This is a genomic window from Kribbella sp. NPDC050470 (assembly GCF_044458365.1).
Lineage (GTDB): Bacteria > Actinomycetota > Actinomycetes > Propionibacteriales > Kribbellaceae > Kribbella.
The window spans coordinates 45,804-63,521 of record NZ_JBITHV010000010.1; the positions used below are offsets into that span (position 1 = coordinate 45,804).

Sequence of the window (17,718 nt, forward strand, 5' to 3'; positions counted from 1 at the left end):
GTCAAGCAAAAGTCCACGCCCCTCCGACGGAAGTCCTGCGCATGAGTGATCTCGGTACGGCGGGAAGCGGCGCGGTCCTGCGCTTGCTGCTCGACGGGCAGCCGCGGACCCGCGCAGAGCTCATCGACCTCAGCGGACTCGCCCGGTCGACCGTGACCGGGCGGATCGAGGAGCTGGTCGCGGCCGGTCTCGTCGTACCGTCGGGTGAGGCCGCGTCGACCGGCGGACGGCCGCCGGCGCGGTTCCGGTTCAACCCGGCCGCCCGGCTGATCCTGGCCGCGGACATCGGAGCGACGCACCTGTCGGTCGCCCTCACCGACCTGACCGGCGAGATCCTCGACCGGTCCACGATGCCGCTGAACATCGCGGAAGGGCCGGAGACGGTGCTCAGCGAGGTCGTGCGGATCAGCCGCGGCTTGCTGAAGTCGGCGCGGCGATCGGTCAAGGACCTCGCGGGTACGGGCGTCGGACTGCCAGGTCCCGTGGAGCACAGCACCGGGCGGCCGAACCACCCGCCGATCATGCCGGGCTGGGACTCGTACGACGTCGTCGGCCGGCTCGGCCGCGAGCTCGCCGGACCGGTGCTGGTCGACAACGACGTGAACATCATGGCGCTCGGCGAACACGCCTCCGAGTACGCCGACGTCGAGCACCTGCTGTTCGTGAAGGTGGCGACCGGGATCGGCGCCGGCGTGATCAGCGGTGGCCGGCTGCATCGGGGCGCGCAGGGAGCGGCCGGGGACATCGGCCACATCCAGGCACTCGATCACGACGAAGTCTGCCGCTGTGGGAACACTGGCTGCCTGGAGGCGGTCGCGTCGGCCGCAGCGATCGCCGCCCAGCTCGGAGTCAACAGCAGCCAGGACATCGTCAAGCTGGTCCGGGCCGGCGACACGGCTGCGACCGCAGCGGTTCGGCAAGCAGGCCGCGAGATCGGCACCGTGCTGGCGGCCTGCGTCAGCCTCTTGAACCCGTCAGTGATCGTGGTCGGCGGCTCACTGTCGCAGGCCGGTGACAGCCTGCTGGCCGGGATCCGGGAAGCGATCTATGCCAGATCGTTGCCCCTGGCCACCACCGACCTGCTCGTGGTCACCAGCCGGTCCGGCCAGGACGCTGCGCTCCGCGGCGCCGCGACACTCGTCCTTCAGCACCAACTCATGGCCAACTGATCCGCGAGGGCGTTGAGCCGCTTCAGCAACGGCCCACTCCGCGCACGGCCGTAGCCGTACCGCCTGCCGTGCAACGCGGCCTGCACAGCCTGCAGCTGCGCCCACAACCGAACACGTTCCGGATCGAGCTCGGCAGCTTCGGCAAACACCTCCAGCTCGCGCTGCAGCGCCTTCATCAGATCGTCGGACTCCATCAACGCGAGCGCCCGCGGCTTGAGGAACGTGGCGCCGTCGTACGCCGGATCACCCACGTAACCCTTGGGATCCACGGCCAGCCACGGCTCCCGGTCGGCGCGCAGGATGTTGCGCGGATGGAAGTCGCCGTGGATGAGGATGTCCGGTTGGCCCCGGCCGAGCTCGTGGATGACGGCAACAGCCGCGTCGAGGACCGAGTCGGGCAGCGGATGCGTCAGTTCAGCGGCATCCTTGCGGAGCTCCGCTTCCCACTCGTCGGCACGGTCCTGCAGTCGCGGCAGGCCGACGGGTGCAGGAACCGCCAGCCGACGATGCAGCCGCCCCGCGTCCTCCGCGATGTTTGTGCCCTCGTTGAGCGTCGTCGGATGCACGCGTTCGAGCAGCAGCGCGAACCGGTCGTCGTCCCGCTCGTAGAGCCGGACCGCACCACGACCGTCCCAAGCGGCGAAGGCATCCGGCTCGTGCACGTTGCCGGGATGCGGGAACGACACCTTCAACACGGCCGGTGCGGGCGCCAGGACGGGAACGACGACGCCGACCTGGCCATGCATCGCATCGCCGTCGACGGCGCAGTCCCACCGGGACAGCAGTTCCTCGATGATCCCCGGCAACCGTTCGAGCCAGGCTTCTCCGGCCTCGCCTTCGCGATCGACGGTCGCCCGGACGAAGGCCTCCGGGACGATCACCAGCGCTCGGACTTGGCCGACCGGGACACCAGGCTGAACAGCATGTCCTTCGGCGTCATCTCGCCGGCCACGACCTTGGTCACGTGTTCGGCGATCGGCATCTCGACGTCGTGGTGGTGGGCGAGCTCGGAGATCGACGCGCAGGACTTCACGCCCTCGGCGACCTGCCGGGTGGCGCCGGCGATCTCGGCGACGGTCATGCCCTGGCCCAGTTTCTCCCCGAAGGTCCGGTTCCGCGACAACGGCGACGAGCAGGTCGCGACCAGGTCGCCGAGCCCGGCCAGGCCGGAGAACGTGTGCTCCTGCGCGCCGAGCGCCGTACCCAGGCGGGCGATCTCGACCAGGCCGCGGGTGATCACCGACGCCCGGGCGTTGTCGCCGAAGCCGAGGCCGACCGCCATCCCGACGGCCAGGGCGATCACGTTCTTGGAGGCGCCGCCGAGCTCGCAGCCGATCACGTCGTTGTTCGTGTACGGGCGGAACGTCGGCGAGTGGCACAACTTCTGCAGCCGGGTCGCGGTGCCCTCGTCGGCACAGGCGACGACGGACGCGGCCGGCTGCCCTTCGGCGATCTCACGGGCCAGGTTCGGGCCGGAGACGACCGCGATCCGTTCCGGGCCGGCGCCGGTGAGCTCGGCGATCACCTCGCTCATCCGCTTCGTCGTACCGACCTCGACGCCCTTCATCAGGCTGACCAGCGGTACGGCGTTCGGCAGCACGCCGGCCCAGTCCTTCAGGTTGTCCCGCAGCGACTGACTCGGCACCGCGAGTACGACGGCCTCCGCGCCGGCCGCGGCCGCGGCCGGGTCGTGGGTCGCAGTGATCGAGTCCGGCAAACGGATCCCGGGCAGGTAGTCGGAGTTCTCGTGCTGGGTGTTGATCGCCTCGCAGAGCGACTCCCGCCGGCCCCAGATCGACACCTGGTTGCCGGCGTTGGCCAGCACCGTGGCGAACGCCGTACCCCAGGAGCCGGCCCCGAACACCGCAACCTTGGTCATGCCTTCTCCTCACCGTCGTCCTTGGCGTCCTTGGCATCCTCGGCACGCGCCTTGCGCAGGTCGTAGAGCTCCTTGGGCGGGATCTCGCCGCGCACCTCGCCGAGCGTGTCCGCGACCGCGCGCATGATCACCTCGGTTGCCTCGTGCAACAGCCCGTTGGTGATCGGCTTGCCCTCGAACGCGCTCAGGTCGACCGGTTTCCCGGCCCGCACCTTGATGGTCTTGCGCGGCAGCAGCCGGATCCGCAGCTTGCCGGTGTACGACTCCAGCACGTCCTGCGCTCCCCAGTTGGCGATCGGGACCACCGGACACCCGGTCATCAAGGCGATCCGGGCCGCGCCGGTCTTGCCGGTCATCGGCCACAGCTCCGGATCCCGGGTGATCGTGCCTTCGGGGTAGACGCCGACGCACTCGCCACGCTCGATCGCGGCGACCGCATCCCGGAACGCGTCGGCCGCCTGGGCCGACTCCCGGTACACCGGGATCTGCCCGGCACTGGAGATGATCCGGCCGAGGACCGGGATCTTGAAGACCGAGGCCTTGCCCAGGAACCGCGGGATCCGCCGGCACTCCCAGATGAAGAACCCGAGCACCAGCGGGTCGAAGTGCGAGATGTGGTTCGGCGCGAACACCACGCCGCCGGACCGCGGCATGTTCTCCCGGCCGCTGAAGTCCGGCTTGGTGAAGGCCAGCATGAACGGCTTGACGATCGCGACCACCAGCCCGAACCAGAACCCCCGGCGCGGCCTGGGGTCACTCTGCCGGCTGTCCACTCCTGCCTCCTGCTGCTCGTCACTGCCATCCGTCATGGGAGAATCCTGCCTGATGGCAGACCTACAGGTCGCTCCCTGGACCCTGGCGATCCCGGTGAAGCGTACGGCGATCGCGAAGAGCCGGCTCGCTGCGGCCTACCCCCAGCACCGGCCCGAGCTCGCCCGCGCCTTCGCTGTCGACACTACTGCGGCCGCCCTCGCCTCTCCCCTGGTCCGCGCCGTCCTGGTCGTCACCGACGACCCGGTCGTCGCCGGGGACGTCACAGCCGTGGGCGCGCTGGCGGTGCCGGACCTCCCGTCCGCAGGGCTGAACGAAGCCTTGCTGCACGGTGCCACGGTGGCCGCCGCCGAGTTCCCGGACCACGGGGTCGTTGCCCTCTCCGCAGACCTCCCGGCGCTGCGGCCGGCCGAGCTGACCGCCGTACTCGCGGCGTGTGTGGCGCCACGATCGTTCGTGGTCGACCTCCCCGGGACCGGTACGACGTTGCTCGCCGCAGCGCCCGGTGTCGCGCTGGATCCCCGCTTCGGCGCGGGTTCCGCACTAGCCCACCAACTGTCGGGCGCGGTCCCGATCGAGCTGCCCGGCATCGACTCGGTACGGCGTGACGTCGACACCGCAGCCGATCTGGCACACGCCGTACAACTCGGTGTGGGTCCGGCGACGGCCGACGTGATGTCGCTGGTGCTCGGTGCCGCCACCGGGACCGAGGGTCTAGCCTGCTGACATGCAGGGAACCGTGAGCCGTTACGACACCGAGAGTTTCGCCGGTGCGGTGCTGACCGACACCGGGATCGAGTTGCCCTTCACCGTGCACGCGGTGGCCGACACCCCGGTGCGCCACCTGCGGGTCGGCCAGCGGGTCCGGCTGCAGACCAGCGGATCCGGGGCCGGGCTGACTGTCACCAAGGTCGAATTCATCACCGAGCTCTGAAGGTTGCCCGAGGCATCCTGAACACGGCGAAGGCCGGTCGCCCCTGGAGAGGGTGACCGGCCTTCGCTGGTGTTGCGGTGCTGCAGTGCTGAAGGTCAGCGAGAAGCTGCGCGCTTCGCCGGAGCCTTCTTGGCGGGGGCCTTCTTGGCCGGCGCCTTCTTGGCAACGGTCTTGGCCGGGGCCTTCTTCGCCGGCGCCTTCTTCGCGACGGTCTTGGCCGGGGCCTTCTTCGCCGGGGCCTTCTTGGCCACCGTCTTCTTGGCGGCGGTCTTTGTCGCTGCTGCGGTCTTGGTCGCTGCGGCCTTCGCCGGGGCGGCCTTCTTGGCCGGCGCGGCTGCCCTGGTGGCGGTCGCGGTGGCCTTCGGCACAACCAGCTTCGGCAGCTTCTTCGCGCCGGAGACAACGGCCTTCAGCTCCGCACCGGCGCGGAACTTCGGAACCGTGGTCTTCTTGGCGCGCTTGGTCTCACCGGTCCGCGGGTTGCGCACGATGCGCGCCCCACGCTCGATGGCCTCGAAGGCACCGAAACCGGTGATGGCGACCTTGCCACCCTTCTTGGTCAGCTCGCGCTCGATGGTGTCGATGACCGACTCCAACGCATGCTGGGCCTGGCGGCGGTTTCCGTCGAAGTGCACTGCGAGCGCTTCGACCAACTGGCTCTTGTTCACTGCTTCCCTCCGTGAACACTAGGCGTCGAGCACAGCGCTCGATCTCACGTGAACGTTATGGACTCAACACGCCGTTCACAAACACCAACGCGGCAATTCGGCCTTGTTTTGGGCGATTCGTGCCACAATTTCGCCCGATTCGGCCTTCTGGAGGTCTCCGAATCCCTGCTGAGCAACGATCCGATGCCCAAGGGTGACGGCTTCGCAGGCCCCTTCAGTGACGCTTTCCCCGCAAGGTTCGCAGCCCCGACTGGGCTGTGTCGAGGCCTCGCGTCACCGCCGACTCACCTTTGCGGGCCCGCAACTCCTCGGCCACCTTGCCCAGCAGATAGTCCAGCAACGGTACGGCGATCGCCACGATCGCCCACATGATCAGCTTTCGCCGCAGGAACAGCCACATGGTCGGCCTCCAAGGTCCGCAGGGTGTCTGAAGACTAGTGCCCTGGGCGGGCACGGATCATTCAGAGCCAGCCGCGGCGCTTGAAGATCTGGTGCAGACCCCCACACACCAACGCCATCAGGCCGATCGCGAACGGGTAGCCGTACTGCCAGTGCAGCTCGGGCATGCTGTCGAAGTTCATCCCGTAGACGGTGCCGATCAGGGTCGGGGCGAACAGGATCGCCGCCCACGCGGAGATCCGCTTCACCTCTTCGTTCTGCTCGCTGCTGGCGATCGCGAGGCTCTTCATCTCCTCGTTCTGCTGCTGGGCGACCAGCGTCGCGTTCACGGTCAGGATGTCGCGGAGCAGCTCGCGGAACCCGTCGACCTTCTCCACCACCTCGGTGACGTGGTCGGCCACGTCCCGCAGCGACCGCTGCAGCTCCTCGTCCACGCCGTACTTCTCGAAGCCGCCGCGCAGGGACTCGAGCATGCCGACCAGTGGCCGGGTCGCGCGCTGGAACTCGATCACCTCACGGGACAGCTCGTAGATGCGCCGCGAGACCTTCGGGTCGCCGCGGAACACCTCGGTCTCGATCTCGTCGATGTCGTTCTCCAGGCCGGCCACCACGGGCGCGTAGCCGTCGACGACCTTGTCCATGATCGCGTAGAGGACCGCCTCGGTGCCGCGCTGCAGCAACTCGGGGTCGCGTTCGACGCGGCGCCGTACCGCGGCCAGATTGGGCGCCTCGGCGTGTCGGACCGTCACCACGAAGTCCGGGCCGACGAACACATGCACCTCGCCGAACTCGACCTCCTCGGTCGCGTCCCGGTAGCGAGCGGCCTTCAGTACGACGAACAACGTGTCGCCGTACCGCTCCAGCTTCGGGCGCTGGTGGGCCTCGTTGGCGTCCTCGATGGCCAGCTCGTGCAGATCGAACTCCTGGGCCAGGGAGTCGAGCTCGCGCCGGTCCGGACGGTAGAGGCCGATCCAGGCCAGGCTCTGCGGCGCCTTGTGCAGCACGCGGTAGGTCTCGGCCAGCGAGTCCGGCGACGCGACCCGGTTGCCGTCGCAGTAGATCGCGCTGTCGACGACGCTGTGCCCCTTGGGCTTCGGCGTGGTGTCGCGGATCTGCAGCTCGGCGGGCTCCGGCGCGGGACGGCGGGGAGCACGGAAGGGGGTGCGGCCGAAGGCGCGCAGCGGACGGATACGAAGGTCGGACATGAGTCCCCCAGATGCGGTGGCGCGGGTGTATGGGCACACGTCTGCCCGACCCCGCGGCACCCAGGCCGCATCAGAAGAAGAGGAATCAGCCCCTGGAAGGTCGAGCGAGATCGGTATGTCTGGAGGGATCGCTGTTCATGAGCGCCTCACCTCCCGGATCTCGCAAGCCTTGTTCTGACAACCACGCAAGGGTAACACCAGAGTTATCGCCGCCGATGTGCTGCGTGTTACGGCGGCGACAACTCTGCGCGCGTTCTACGCCTTGGCAGGCAGCGTGGCCGGCTTGAAGCTCGGCCGGGTCGCCTCGTAGGCGGCGATGTCGGACTCGTGCGACAGCGTGATGCCGACGTCGTCCAGGCCGTTCAGCAGCCGGTAGCGGGTGTAGTCGTCGATCTCGAACGGCGCGGACACGTCACCGGCCGAGATCGTCTTGTTCTCCAGGTCCACCGTGACCTTGGTGCCCGGGTCGGCCTCGATCGTGGTCCACAGCTGCTCCACGACGTCCTGCGTCACCAGGGCCGCGAGCAGCCCGGCCTTGCCCGAGTTGCCGCGGAAGATGTCGCCGAACCGCGACGACACCACGACCCGGAACCCGTAGTCCATCAGCGCCCAGACCGCGTGCTCCCGGGACGACCCGGTGCCGAAGTCCGGACCGGCCACGAGCACCGAGACCCCGTCGTACTCGGGCTGGTTCAGGACGAAGGTGGGGTCGTTGCGCCAGGCCGCGAACAGCCCGTCCTCGAAGCCGGTCCGGGTGACCCGCTTCAGGTAGACGGCCGGGATGATCTGGTCGGTGTCCACGTTGCTGCGGCGCAGCGGGGCCGCCGTACCGATGTGCTGGGTGAAGGCTTCCATTTCTCTGCTCTCCTCAGACGTTCTCGGGTACGGCGACGTCCAGCGGCTCCAGGTCCGCCGGGGCCGCGAGGGTTCCGGTGACCGCGGTCGCGGCGGCGACCAGCGGCGAGACCAGGTGGGTGCGACCGCCCTTGCCCTGGCGGCCTTCGAAGTTCCGGTTCGAGGTGGAGGCGCTGCGCTCGCCGGGGGCCAGCTGGTCCGGGTTCATGCCCAGGCACATCGAGCAGCCCGCGCCCCGCCACTCCGCACCGGCTTCCTTGAAGATCCGGTCCAGGCCCTCGGCCTCGGCCTGCAGCCGGACCCGGCCGGAGCCCGGGACCACCAGCATCCGGGTGCCGTCGGCAACCTTCCGGCCGGCCAGCACGCCGGCCGCGGCCCGCAGGTCCTCGATCCGGCCGTTGGTGCAGGACCCCAGGAACACCGTGTCCACGTGGATCTCGCGCATCGGCGTCCCGGCGGTCAGGCCCATGTACTCCAGCGCCCGCTCGGCGGCGCGCTTGTCGTTGTCGTTGTCGAAGTCGTCCGGCGACGGCACGTTCTCCGACAGCGGGATGCCCTGGCCCGGGTTGGTGCCCCAGGTGACGAACGGCGTGATGTCCTCGGCGCGCAGCACGACCTCGCGGTCGAAGGTGGCGTCGTCGTCGGTGGCGAGGCTCTTCCAGTACTCGACCGCGGCCTCCCAGTCCACGCCCTGCGGCGCGTGCGGCTTGTCCTGCAGGTAGGCGAACGTGGTCTCGTCCGGCGCGATCATGCCGGCCTTGGCGCCCCACTCGATCGACATGTTGCAGATCGTCATCCGGGCTTCCATGCTCAGCGCGCGGATCGCCTCGCCGCGGTACTCGACGATGTAGCCCTGGCCGCCGCCGGTGCCGACCTTCGCGATCAGCGCCAGCACCAGGTCCTTGGCCGAGACGCCGTCGGGCAGTACGCCGTCGACCGTGACGGCCATCGTCTTGGGCCGGGCCTGCATCAGGGTCTGGGTGGCCAGCACGTGCTCGACCTCGCTGGTGCCGATGCCGAAGGCAATCGCGCCGAACGCGCCGTGGGTGGAGGTGTGGCTGTCACCGCAGACCACGGTCATCCCGGGCTGGGTCAGGCCGAGCTGCGGGCCGATCACGTGCACGACGCCCTGGTCCGGGTCGCCGAGGGTGTGGATCCGGATCCCGAACTCCTCGGCGTTCCTGCGCAGCGTGTCCACCTGGGTCCGCGACACCGGGTCGGCGATCGGCTTGTCCACGTCGAAGGTCGGGACGTTGTGGTCCTCGGTGGCGATGGTCAGGTCCGGGCGGCGGACCTGCCGGCCGGCCAGCCGGAGCCCGTCGAACGCCTGCGGGCTGGTCACCTCGTGCACCAGGTGGAGGTCGATGTAGAGGAGGTCGGGTTCTCCGTCGGCATGGCGCACGACGTGCGCATCCCAGACCTTTTCCGACAACGTCCTACCCATCAGACTCTCCTTTGAGATGTGTGTGGTGCAGTGCCTTATCGCTCACAGTGCTCTGAACTGGGTCACGGAAGCGACTTGCGTTCCACGATTCGAGACGGCAATATCGTCTCATGGACAACTCTAGCGGAGTCGGCGTTCTCGACAAAGCAGCCCTCGTTCTGTCCGCGCTCGAGTCCGGGCCGGCGACCCTGGCCGGACTGGTCGCGGCCACCGGTCTGGCCCGCCCGACCGCGCACCGGCTCGCGGTGGCGCTCGAGCACCACCGCCTGGTCGGACGGGACATGCAGGGACGGTTCGTGCTCGGCCCGCGACTGAGCGAGTTGGCCTCCGCCGCCGGAGAGGACCGGCTGCTGGCGACAGCCGGTCCGGTGCTGGCGCGACTCCGCGACATCACCGGTGAGTCGGCGCAGCTCTTCCGCCGACAAGGTGAGTACCGCGTCTGCGTGGCTGCGGCCGAGCGTCCGTCCGGCCTGCGCGACACCGTGCCGGTCGGCAGCCAGCTGACCATGGCAGCCGGGTCGGCCGCTCAAATACTGCTTGCCTGGGAGGACCCGGAGCGGATGCACCGCGGCCTCCACAACGCGACCTTCAACGCTGCCGCACTGGCCGGCGTACGGCGTCGCGGATGGGCGCACTCGGTCGGTGAGCGCGAGCAGGGCGTCGCGTCGGTGTCGGCTCCGGTCCGCTCCCCCAGCGGCAAGGTGATCGCCGCAGTCTCCGTCTCCGGCCCGATCGAGCGCTTGTCCCGCCAGCCCGGCCGCATGCACGCCCCAGCCGTCATGGCCGCGGCCGAGCGCCTCTCGGAGGCTCTGCGTCGCGCGTCAGAGTAGCCAGACCTGACCCGTTCCGCTGTCGATCAGTGCGGCGTGGTCCGCGGTCGCCTCGAGCGGCAGGACGTCGTACACGGCTGCTGCGAGGATGGGTAGCGACGCCAGTGGAACGCGCGGTGCGAGCGTGCAGTGTGGCACCCAGCGCCCTGGTTCGTAGTGGCGGTGGAGATCGGCACCGGTCTCCCTGACCGCCGAGACTGCTTTCTCCTGCAGCTCCAGCACGTCGACGCCCACCGCCGGCACCAGCCAGGCCCGGCCGCGCCGGAACGTCCCGAGCGCGTCGAAGTACAGACCGACAGGCCCGTCCATCAAGGGCTGCACGGCCTTCGTCACCTTCTCCTGGTCCCACTCCCGCAGCACCGCGAGGGACAGGTGCGGCACGTGCCGCCCGTGCGTGTGCGACTTCAGCGTCGGTACGCCGCGATCCTCCAACCGGTCCCACAACGCCCGCAGGATCCGGTCGGTGCGTCGATCGAACAGGAGGCACACCGCCAGCGCCATACCGGCACAGTACGCCCGGGGCGTTGTGCGTCGCCGGTTGCGCGGTCACGATGGGCTTGGGAGGTGGGGACATGGAGCGTGAGTGGCTCACGGTCGGCTGGAAGTCCTTGGTCATCCGCGGTGCGATCGGTGTCGTGTTCGGCATTCTGGCGATCGTCTGGCCGATCGAGACCGCGATCGCGCTGGCACTGCTGTGGGGCTTCTGGGCCCTGATGGACGGCATCGGGTCGCTGGTCCAGGCGTTCCGGCCGGAGTCGAAGGGCAGCAGCCGGGTCTGGCTGATCCTGCTCGGCGTGGTCGCCCTCGTCGCGGCGTTCTTCGCGATCTTCAGCCCGGGCGTGGCGGCGGTGACGCTGACCTGGATCCTCGGGATCTGGCTGATCGTGCGCGGCCTGTTCGAGGTGTTCGGCGCGTTCACCAGCAACCACGTGATGCCGCGCTGGCTGCTGATCCTGAACGCGGCGCTGTCGATCCTGATCGGCGTCCTGTTCGTCGCCAACCCGGGCGCCGCCGCGGTCGGCATCGCCGTCTTCCTCGGCTGCGTCGCCCTGCTCTGGGGCGTCGTCCTGATCGGAGCCGGCCTGGCCGTCCGCCACACCCACAGCGGCGGACCGGCCACCACAACCACCACCCCGTCCCCGGCCTGACCGCAACACCTCACGACTGCTGGGGTTTGTCGAGGCCAAGCCGAACGGCCACGGCAGCGGCCTGGACCCGGCTCTCGACGCCGAGCTTCTCCAGAATGTGCGTCACGTGGACGCTCGCGGTCTTGGGACTCATGTAGAGGGCATCGCCGATCTCCCGGTTGGTGCGGCCTCCGGCGAGCAGCGCAAGGACCTGCCGCTCCCGGTCCGTGAGCCCCTGCGGCGGCACCTCCGCCTTCGCTTGAACGGCGGCCGGGTCCGGTCGTCCCGTGTCGACGCGGGCGAGTCGTGCGAGTTTGTCGATCTGTTCTAGCAACGGAACCGCACCGAGACGTTCAGCGAGACGCCGCGCGCCGGTGAGTTGTTCTGCGGCCGTACGGCGGGCGACAGCGCCTGGCGTGCCGGCGAGGATCGCCTCGGCTGCGCGCAGGCGTGCCCGCGCCTCGTCGTGCGGCCGGCCGACCGCGGCCCACTCCGTTGCCGCGAGCAGCCATGGATCCGGATCGCCGGCGCCGGCCGCCCGGGATCGCTCACCGCTGATGACCGCGCTCACCGCGGCTCCGGTGCGGCCCGTCGTCGTCACCTCGCCGAGCAACGCCACCAACTCTTCGAGCCGCTCGGGATCAGCGGCGCTCCCGGCCGCATCGAGGCCGGCCGTCAGCAGGTCCGCCGCATCGTCAGGTCCGAGGAGGTGGTCCGGCATCGTCCGTGCGGCCGACAGGACCACATCGAGCGCCTCGCCGGGGTGTCCGATGAGGAGCAGGAGCCGGGCGCGCCTCGCCGTACAGGCTCAGGAACTGCGGTTGGTCACGCTCGCCGAGTGCCTCGACTTGTACTTGCAGCTCCTCGGCCGCTGCCAGGTCACCACGCGCGAGGTGAACCAGTTGCAGCACGCCCTGGAAGAAGCCCAGGTCGGACGCATCTGTCGGGTCGGGCATCCAGTCGATCGCCTCGTCCCACCGACCCGCGTTGTAGAGCGCGAGGACGACGTTGCCGTCTATGATGTCCTCCAGCCAGTGCCGTCCGAGCATCAGCCGGCCGATCTCCCGCCGAACGAGCGCCGCGACCCGCACGGCTCGGTCCGGATCACCGAACCCCCCATGGACGTCGGTCAGTACGACGCCGGCCAGGGCGAGATCCTCGGGCTCGGCCAGCGCGTACGCGATCGCAAGGGCGGTCTGACGATGCCCGAGCGCCTCGGACAGGCGACCTTCGAGACCGGCCGGGACGCCGAGCATGCCATGCACTATCCCGACCGTGCGGATGTCTCCGCACTTGGCGCCGAGCTCCAGCGCGGTCCTTGCCGGGCCGAGCGCTTCGTCCCAGCGCGAGCAGGTGCCGAGTGCCATCGCGCGGGCAGCGCATACGCGGGCCCACGTCGGCTCGTCATCCGCAGACGTCAACCGCTCAGCGAGCTCGATGTCCCGCAGCGCCTGCTCGGTGTGTCCCACAGTCGTTCCGAGCCAGCAGCGGGCGAGGGCTGCCCGCACGACTTCGTCGTCTGTGTCGGACATGGCCGCCAAGTCGCCGTCCAGCAGCGCCATGGCGCGATCAGTCTGGCCGACGGACGCCAGGTGAGTCGCCGCGGACACCAGCAGTGCCAACTTCTCACGTACGTCGGCTCGCACCTTGCGGGCCGAGTCCCAGAGCTCCGCGGCGACGGCGTACCAATGACCGGCCTCCGCGATCGCGAACCCCTGCTCGGCTGCCACCGCGGCGCGCACCGACCAGACAAGCCCGTCGTCGGGGTCGTCCGCGCGTCGATACTGCTCGGCGACCTCGGCGACCTCGGCCGCGGTCGGCCGCGCAGGCAGAGCTGCCTCCAGGTGTCCGGCCATTCTGCTGTGCAGCTGTCGGCGATCGCGCGACAACAGCCGTTCGTACGCGACCTCGGCCAGCACTGGGTGCCGAGCGGACGACCCACGGCCGGGATCGCGCAGCATGAGGCCGGCATCGCAGGCCCGCCAGACGGCGTCAGGGTCACCGGCGGCCGCGGCAAGCATCTCGTCGTCGGTCAGCGCGCGGCCAAGCGTCGCGGCGGCAGCGACCACCGTCCGCGCCTGCGCATCGACGGCGTCGAGCCTCGACGTCAGCACTTGGCGCAGTGACTCCGACGGACTCGCACCATCCCGAGCGAGCTCCGCGTTGAGATACGGGTTGCCCGCACTGCGTCCGTACACCGCGGCCACCAACTCTGCGGAGCACTCCGGCAACTGGCGGCTGGTCTCATCGAGTGTGAGCCGGCGAAGCGGCACCTCGGTGACGGACGGGCTGCGGACCTGCTCGCTCAGCCACCGTGCTCGCTCGGGATCGGTTTCCTCGTCCCGCCAGGTCAGCAGGACCAGCAGACCGGTAGCGGGCAGGTTGCGGCTCAGGTGCGCGATGAAGTCGAGCGTCGACACATCCGCCCAGTGCAGGTCCTCGACAACGAGTACTGCGCCGCCCTCGGCGATCTCCCCCACCGTGCGCAGCATCGACTCCGCGGCCCAGGCGCGTCCCGCCGCGAGCGAGGTGAACACCTCGCCGGCGGCGGCCTGGCCAACCCCAAGTGCCGCGTCCAGACCGCCGTACGCGACCGTGCCGGACAAGGGCGCGCACGCACCGCTCAAGATCCGTAGGCCGGCAGCGTCGGCATCCGCGACGGCGGCGCGAACCAGCGTCGTCTTCCCGATTCCGGCTTCACCGCGCACGACCGCAACAGCCGACGCCGCCCCCGGCAGCCGAGCCATCAAGCCTTCGATCAGCGCGAGCTCCCCCTCGCGCCCGACCATCGCGCCGCCCACCCCACCATCATGCGCCCGGCCGCGAGTGCCCTGAAACCAGTAAGCGCCTCACACCCGAGGGTGTGAGGCGCTTTCTCTGGTAGCCCCGACGGGATTCGAACCCGCGCTACCGCCTTGAGAGGGCGGCGTGCTAGGCCGCTACACAACGGGGCCAGAGGGTTGTCGTCCGATCCTTTCGGACCGGGCAACGAGGCTGAACTCTACCGATTTTCATCGGTGCGGTCCAATCCGCTGGGGTACTAGGACTCGAACCTAGACTAACTGAACCAGAATCAGACGGGCTGCCAATTACCCCATACCCCAAAGGCATTTCACTGCCGCTGTGAGTTTGTCTCCGCCCTCACAACCTGGCTCGAAGAGAGTACCCGAGCAAGGGCCGAGACACCAAAACGAGGTCCCCCCGGCGGGTTGTCACTCCCGTCACACCAGCCTCTTGCCTGGCATCGGCGCAGCGGTCAGCGGCAGGTCGCAAACGGTCGCGAGCTTCGTCCGCCGCGCGATCCACAACGCCACCAGCCCGAACGCGACGAACTTCGCCACATCCGCGATCACGAGCCCCCACGGCGCGTCCTTGGCGCCCAGGCTGTCGCCCACGCTGTCGGTCAGGGCCGCGAACACGAACGTCACCACGTTGTTCGCCGCGTGCACCGCGATCGGCGCCTCCAGGCCGCCGGTGCGGACGGCGAGGAAACCGGCCACCAGCCCGAACGCGAACCGGTCGAGGAACAGCGCCGGGCTCTCCCACGGCCAGATCCCGTGCGCCATCGTGAACAGCACGGTGGTGACCAGCACTGCAATCACCGAGCTCCGCACCAGCGCACCGACCGCCTGCAGCAGGTAGCCGCGGTAGAAGTACTCCTCCCCCGCGGCCTGGAATGTCGACGTGAGCAGCGTGACCGCAATCACCCCGGCCGCGTCCGGCGCGATCCCGCCGCTGCCGTCGCCCAGTGTCTCCACGCCGCCGAACTGGATCACGCCGACCATCACCAGCTCGATCAGCACGGCGACCGCCGCGAACCAGGCTAGGGGCCGCCAGCGCACCTTCCCGGCCACCGAGGACAACAGCCCCGGCGCCTGCCGGTTCAGCTTCTGCGCGACCAGCATGCAGAGCGGGATCAGCGCGATCAGCGAGAGGTTCGTCGCCAGCAAACCGAACCACGAGACGGTGCCCTCGGGGTCCGTGCGGATGCTCTGCTGGACGAGCGCGATCAAAAGGCTGACGAAGATCCAGCCCGCGAAGATCGCGAAGGCCCCGAGGACCACGTAACCGCGCGGGTTCAGCGGGTTGCGCAGCAACCGGTGGTACGGCGCCGGGGTCGCGTCGGGCATCACTCCGCCAGCAGGGACGCGCGGGCCCGCTCGAGCCGGTGCAGCGACTTCTCCCGGCCGAGCAGTTCCAGCGACTCGAACAGCGGCGGCGAGATCCGGCGCCCGGAGATCGCCACCCGGACCGGCCCGAACGCGTTCTTCGGCTTCAGGCCGAGTCCTTCGATCAGCGATGTCCGCAGGGCCGCCTCGATCGCCTCGGTGGTCCAGTCGACGTCGGCCAGCGCCTTCACCGACGCCTCCAGCACGGCGCCCGCGTCACCGGTCAGCACCTTGCCGGCGGCGTCCGGGTCGAGGCTGAACGCTTCCTCGTCGACGAACAGGAACCCGAGCATGTCGACGGACTCCGACAGCGAGTTCATCCGCTCCTGCACCAGCGGTACGGCGGCCTGCAGGAGGGCGAGCTGGTCCGCCGACGGCTCGACCGGCAGCACGCCGGCCTTGGCCAGGAACGGGATCATCCGGGTCCCGAAGTCGTCGGCCGGCAGCATCCGCATGTGCGCGGCGTTGATCGCCTCGCACTTCTTCGGGTCGAACCGGGCCGCGTTCGCGTTCACCTTGCGGATGTCGAAGGCCTCGACCATCTCCGCCATCGTGAACACGTCACGGTCGTCGGCGATCGACCAGCCGAGCAGGGCCAGGTAGTTCAGCAGGCCCTCGGGCAGGAAGCCGCGCTCCATGTACTCGCCCAGGCCGGCCCCGGGGTCGCGCTTGGACAGCTTCTTGTTGCCCTCGGTGCCCATCACGAACGGCAGGTGCCCGAACCGCGGGGTCCGGCCGCTGCCGACACCGATCTCGGCCAGCGCCTCGTAGAGCGCGATCTGCCGCGGCGTCGACGGGAGCAGGTCCTCGCCGCGCAGCACGTGGGTGATCTCCATCAGCGCGTCGTCGACCGGGTTCACCAGCGGGTAGAGCGGGTAACCGTTCGCCCGGACCAGCACGTAGTCGCCCAGGTTCTCCGGCAGGAAGGTGATCTCGCCGCGGACCAGGTCCTCGAACACGATCGGCCGGTCCGGCATCCGCAGCCGGACCACGGGCCGCCGGCCCTCGTCGACGTACGCCTTGACCTGCTCCTCGGTGAGGACGCGGCAGTGACCGTCGTACCCGCTGTGCTGCCCGGCGGTGCGGGCGGCCTCGCGGCGCTGGTCGAGCTCCTCCTGCGAGCAGTAGCAGTGGTACGCCTTGCCGGCGGCCAGCAGCTTGGCCACGACGTCGGCGTAGATGTCCATCCGCTCGGACTGCTTGTACGGGCCGTACTCGCCGCCGACCTCGGGGCCCTCGTCCCAGGTGAGGCCGAGCCAGCGCAGCGACTCGAGGGTGTAGCCGAGGGCCTCCGGAGTGTTCCGGGCCTGGTCGGTGTCCTCGATCCGGAGCACCAGCGTGCCGCCGTAGTGCCTTGCGAACGCCCAGTTGAACAGGGCGCTGCGGATGTTGCCGACCGTCAGCAGCCCGGTCGGGGACGGTGGGAAGCGCACCCGCACCTTGTTCGGCTCCAGGTCGCCCAGCACGTCGTCAGTCACGCACGATCACCTTGTTCGTCAGAGTTCCGATTCCTTCGACGCTGACCGACACCTCGTCGCCGGGCAGCATCGGACCGACCCCCGCCGGGGTGCCGGTGAGCACCACGTCGCCGGGCAGCAGCGTGGTGAAGGAGGTGATGTAGGCCAGCACCTCCGGGATGCCGAAGATGAACTGCGAGGTCCGCCCGTCCTGCTTCGGATCGCCGTTCACGGTCGTGGTGACCTGCAGGTCGGACACGTCGAGCTCGGTGCTGATCCACGGGCCGAGCGGGCAGAACGTGTCGTAGCCCTTGGCCCGGGCCCACTGCCCGTCGGTCTGCTGCAGGTCGCGCGCGGTGACGTCGTTGGCCACCGTGTAGCCGAAGATCACCTCGTTGACCCGCTCCTTGGGCAGGTCCCGGCAGATCCGGCCGATCACGATCGCGAGCTCGCCCTCGAAGTGCAGGTTGTTGGTCTGCTCGGGGTAGACGATGCCGTCGCGCGGGCCGATCACGCTCGTGTTCGGCTTGAGGAAGATCATCGGCTCCTTGGGGACCTCGTTGCCGAGCTCCTCCGCGTGCGCCGCGTAGTTGCGCCCGACGCAGACCACCTTGCTGCGCGGGATCACCGGCGCCAGCAGCCGGACGTCGGCCAGTTGCAGCTTCTCCCCGGTGAACTGGACCGGCCGGTAGAGCGGGTCCGAGTCGAGCACGGAGACGGTGCCGACGAGCCCCTCGGGGTCGTCGGTCTCGACGACGCCGTACTTCGGCTCGTCGTCCACGGAGAATCTGGCGATACGCACGGCCCGAGC

Annotated in this window: 19 protein-coding genes and 2 tRNA genes; 5 read left to right on the top strand and 16 right to left on the bottom strand. The window is 69.6% G+C overall.

The annotated features are described in order from the left end of the window. Positions 1–41 precede the first annotated feature (41 nt). Positions 42–1,169 (top strand): ROK family transcriptional regulator, encoded by a 1,128-nt coding sequence (locus tag ACIBGM_RS29420; RefSeq protein WP_360536604.1) that lies wholly within the window; start codon positions 42–44, stop codon positions 1,167–1,169. Here ACIBGM_RS29420 and ACIBGM_RS29425 read toward each other — a convergent pair. The 3 genes from ACIBGM_RS29425 to ACIBGM_RS29435 are packed head-to-tail and all read right to left on the bottom strand — an operon-like array spanning position 1,145 to position 3,857. Further along, positions 1,145–2,050: an aminoglycoside phosphotransferase family protein gene (locus ACIBGM_RS29425; RefSeq protein ID WP_396387354.1), complete on the bottom strand. Its 906-nt coding sequence runs from the start codon at positions 2,048–2,050 to the stop codon at positions 1,145–1,147. The two genes, ACIBGM_RS29420 and ACIBGM_RS29425, sit on opposite strands and share 25 nt — an antisense overlap. Next, complete coding sequence (locus ACIBGM_RS29430) at positions 2,047–3,048, bottom strand: NAD(P)H-dependent glycerol-3-phosphate dehydrogenase (protein ID WP_360536600.1); 1,002 nt, start codon at positions 3,046–3,048, stop codon at positions 2,047–2,049. The genes ACIBGM_RS29425 and ACIBGM_RS29430 overlap by 4 nt, the downstream gene beginning before the upstream one ends. After that, positions 3,045–3,857: a lysophospholipid acyltransferase family protein gene (locus ACIBGM_RS29435; RefSeq protein ID WP_360536598.1), complete on the bottom strand. Its 813-nt coding sequence runs from the start codon at positions 3,855–3,857 to the stop codon at positions 3,045–3,047. The genes ACIBGM_RS29430 and ACIBGM_RS29435 overlap by 4 nt, the downstream gene beginning before the upstream one ends. Before the next feature lie 16 nt (positions 3,858–3,873). Here ACIBGM_RS29435 and cofC point away from each other — a divergent pair, with 16 nt between their 5' ends. Next, the gene (cofC, locus tag ACIBGM_RS29440) at positions 3,874–4,545 is read left to right on the top strand and encodes a 2-phospho-L-lactate guanylyltransferase (RefSeq protein ID WP_396387355.1); all 672 of its coding nucleotides are present in this window, start codon (positions 3,874–3,876) and stop codon (positions 4,543–4,545) included. A 1-nt stretch (position 4,546) separates the two neighbouring features. Further along, positions 4,547–4,753, top strand: a complete 207-nt coding sequence (locus ACIBGM_RS29445) for a hypothetical protein (protein WP_360536594.1) — start codon at positions 4,547–4,549, stop codon at positions 4,751–4,753. Positions 4,754–4,848: 95 nt separating this feature from the next. On the opposite strand, the gene ACIBGM_RS29450 is transcribed toward ACIBGM_RS29445, so the two are convergent. The 5 genes from ACIBGM_RS29450 to leuC form a co-directional block, all read right to left on the bottom strand. Beyond that, the gene (locus tag ACIBGM_RS29450) at positions 4,849–5,421 is read right to left on the bottom strand and encodes an HU family DNA-binding protein (protein WP_360536592.1); all 573 of its coding nucleotides are present in this window, start codon (positions 5,419–5,421) and stop codon (positions 4,849–4,851) included. Between the two features lie 214 nt (positions 5,422–5,635). Beyond that, entirely contained in the window at positions 5,636–5,821 is a 186-nt protein-coding gene (locus ACIBGM_RS29455; protein WP_360536590.1) for a hypothetical protein, read from the bottom strand. Between the two features lie 61 nt (positions 5,822–5,882). Further along, positions 5,883–7,025 carry a magnesium/cobalt transporter CorA gene (corA, locus tag ACIBGM_RS29460; protein WP_360536588.1) on the bottom strand — a complete coding sequence of 381 codons (1,143 nt, stop codon included), beginning with the start codon at positions 7,023–7,025 and terminating at the stop codon, positions 5,883–5,885. Positions 7,026–7,280: 255 nt separating this feature from the next. Continuing rightward, positions 7,281–7,880, bottom strand: a complete 600-nt coding sequence (leuD, locus tag ACIBGM_RS29465) for a 3-isopropylmalate dehydratase small subunit (RefSeq protein WP_396387356.1) — start codon at positions 7,878–7,880, stop codon at positions 7,281–7,283. 13 nt (positions 7,881–7,893) lie between these two features. Further along, the gene (gene leuC, locus ACIBGM_RS29470) at positions 7,894–9,324 is read right to left on the bottom strand and encodes a 3-isopropylmalate dehydratase large subunit (RefSeq protein ID WP_360536584.1); all 1,431 of its coding nucleotides are present in this window, start codon (positions 9,322–9,324) and stop codon (positions 7,894–7,896) included. Positions 9,325–9,434: 110 nt separating this feature from the next. On the opposite strand from leuC, the gene ACIBGM_RS29475 reads away from it, so the two are divergent. After that, positions 9,435–10,154, top strand: a complete 720-nt coding sequence (locus ACIBGM_RS29475) for an IclR family transcriptional regulator (RefSeq protein ID WP_012922430.1) — start codon at positions 9,435–9,437, stop codon at positions 10,152–10,154. Here ACIBGM_RS29475 and ACIBGM_RS29480 read toward each other — a convergent pair. Continuing rightward, the gene (locus tag ACIBGM_RS29480) at positions 10,146–10,655 is read right to left on the bottom strand and encodes a 2'-5' RNA ligase family protein (RefSeq protein WP_396387357.1); all 510 of its coding nucleotides are present in this window, start codon (positions 10,653–10,655) and stop codon (positions 10,146–10,148) included. The genes ACIBGM_RS29475 and ACIBGM_RS29480 overlap by 9 nt on opposite strands. A gap of 71 nt (positions 10,656–10,726) precedes the next feature. On the opposite strand from ACIBGM_RS29480, the gene ACIBGM_RS29485 reads away from it, so the two are divergent. Then, the gene (locus ACIBGM_RS29485; RefSeq protein WP_396387358.1) at positions 10,727–11,302 is read left to right on the top strand and encodes an HdeD family acid-resistance protein; all 576 of its coding nucleotides are present in this window, start codon (positions 10,727–10,729) and stop codon (positions 11,300–11,302) included. 10 nt (positions 11,303–11,312) lie between these two features. On the opposite strand, the gene ACIBGM_RS29490 is transcribed toward ACIBGM_RS29485, so the two are convergent. From ACIBGM_RS29490 to ACIBGM_RS29520, 7 genes are all read right to left on the bottom strand, one after another. Further along, positions 11,313–12,002 carry a LuxR C-terminal-related transcriptional regulator gene (locus tag ACIBGM_RS29490; RefSeq protein ID WP_396387359.1) on the bottom strand — a complete coding sequence of 230 codons (690 nt, stop codon included), beginning with the start codon at positions 12,000–12,002 and terminating at the stop codon, positions 11,313–11,315. Then, entirely contained in the window at positions 11,977–14,082 is a 2,106-nt protein-coding gene (locus tag ACIBGM_RS29495; RefSeq protein ID WP_396387360.1) for an ATP-binding protein, read from the bottom strand. The genes ACIBGM_RS29490 and ACIBGM_RS29495 overlap by 26 nt, the downstream gene beginning before the upstream one ends. A 77-nt stretch (positions 14,083–14,159) precedes the next feature. After that, a tRNA-Glu gene (locus tag ACIBGM_RS29500) sits at positions 14,160–14,235 on the bottom strand. A gap of 78 nt (positions 14,236–14,313) precedes the next feature. Further along, positions 14,314–14,385: transfer RNA gene (locus ACIBGM_RS29505), tRNA-Gln, on the bottom strand. A 117-nt stretch (positions 14,386–14,502) separates the two neighbouring features. Next, entirely contained in the window at positions 14,503–15,411 is a 909-nt protein-coding gene (locus tag ACIBGM_RS29510) for a CPBP family intramembrane glutamic endopeptidase (protein ID WP_360523817.1), read from the bottom strand. Then, positions 15,411–16,928 (bottom strand): glutamate--tRNA ligase, encoded by a 1,518-nt coding sequence (gene gltX / locus ACIBGM_RS29515; protein WP_396387361.1) that lies wholly within the window; start codon positions 16,926–16,928, stop codon positions 15,411–15,413. Before gltX ends, ACIBGM_RS29510 begins: the two co-directional genes overlap by 1 nt. After that, complete coding sequence (locus tag ACIBGM_RS29520) at positions 16,921–17,709, bottom strand: fumarylacetoacetate hydrolase family protein (RefSeq protein ID WP_396387362.1); 789 nt, start codon at positions 17,707–17,709, stop codon at positions 16,921–16,923. The genes gltX and ACIBGM_RS29520 overlap by 8 nt, the downstream gene beginning before the upstream one ends. Positions 17,710–17,718: the final 9 nt, after the last annotated feature.

Coding starts and splice junctions, on each gene's coding strand:
- ACIBGM_RS29420 (WP_360536604.1), top strand. CDS start 42: ATGAGTGATCTCGGTACGGCGGGAAGCGGCGCGGTCCTGCGCTTGCTG.
- ACIBGM_RS29430 (WP_360536600.1), bottom strand. CDS start 3,048: ATGACCAAGGTTGCGGTGTTCGGGGCCGGCTCCTGGGGTACGGCGTTC.
- ACIBGM_RS29435 (WP_360536598.1), bottom strand. CDS start 3,857: ATGACGGATGGCAGTGACGAGCAGCAGGAGGCAGGAGTGGACAGCCGG.
- cofC (WP_396387355.1), top strand. CDS start 3,874: ATGGCAGACCTACAGGTCGCTCCCTGGACCCTGGCGATCCCGGTGAAG.
- ACIBGM_RS29445 (WP_360536594.1), top strand. CDS start 4,547: ATGCAGGGAACCGTGAGCCGTTACGACACCGAGAGTTTCGCCGGTGCG.
- ACIBGM_RS29455 (WP_360536590.1), bottom strand. CDS start 5,821: ATGTGGCTGTTCCTGCGGCGAAAGCTGATCATGTGGGCGATCGTGGCG.
- corA (WP_360536588.1), bottom strand. CDS start 7,025: ATGTCCGACCTTCGTATCCGTCCGCTGCGCGCCTTCGGCCGCACCCCC.
- leuD (WP_396387356.1), bottom strand. CDS start 7,880: ATGGAAGCCTTCACCCAGCACATCGGTACGGCGGCCCCGCTGCGCCGC.
- leuC (WP_360536584.1), bottom strand. CDS start 9,324: ATGGGTAGGACGTTGTCGGAAAAGGTCTGGGATGCGCACGTCGTGCGC.
- ACIBGM_RS29475 (WP_012922430.1), top strand. CDS start 9,435: ATGGACAACTCTAGCGGAGTCGGCGTTCTCGACAAAGCAGCCCTCGTT.
- ACIBGM_RS29480 (WP_396387357.1), bottom strand. CDS start 10,655: ATGGCGCTGGCGGTGTGCCTCCTGTTCGATCGACGCACCGACCGGATC.
- ACIBGM_RS29485 (WP_396387358.1), top strand. CDS start 10,727: ATGGAGCGTGAGTGGCTCACGGTCGGCTGGAAGTCCTTGGTCATCCGC.
- ACIBGM_RS29490 (WP_396387359.1), bottom strand. CDS start 12,002: ATGCCGGACCACCTCCTCGGACCTGACGATGCGGCGGACCTGCTGACG.
- ACIBGM_RS29510 (WP_360523817.1), bottom strand. CDS start 15,411: ATGCCCGACGCGACCCCGGCGCCGTACCACCGGTTGCTGCGCAACCCG.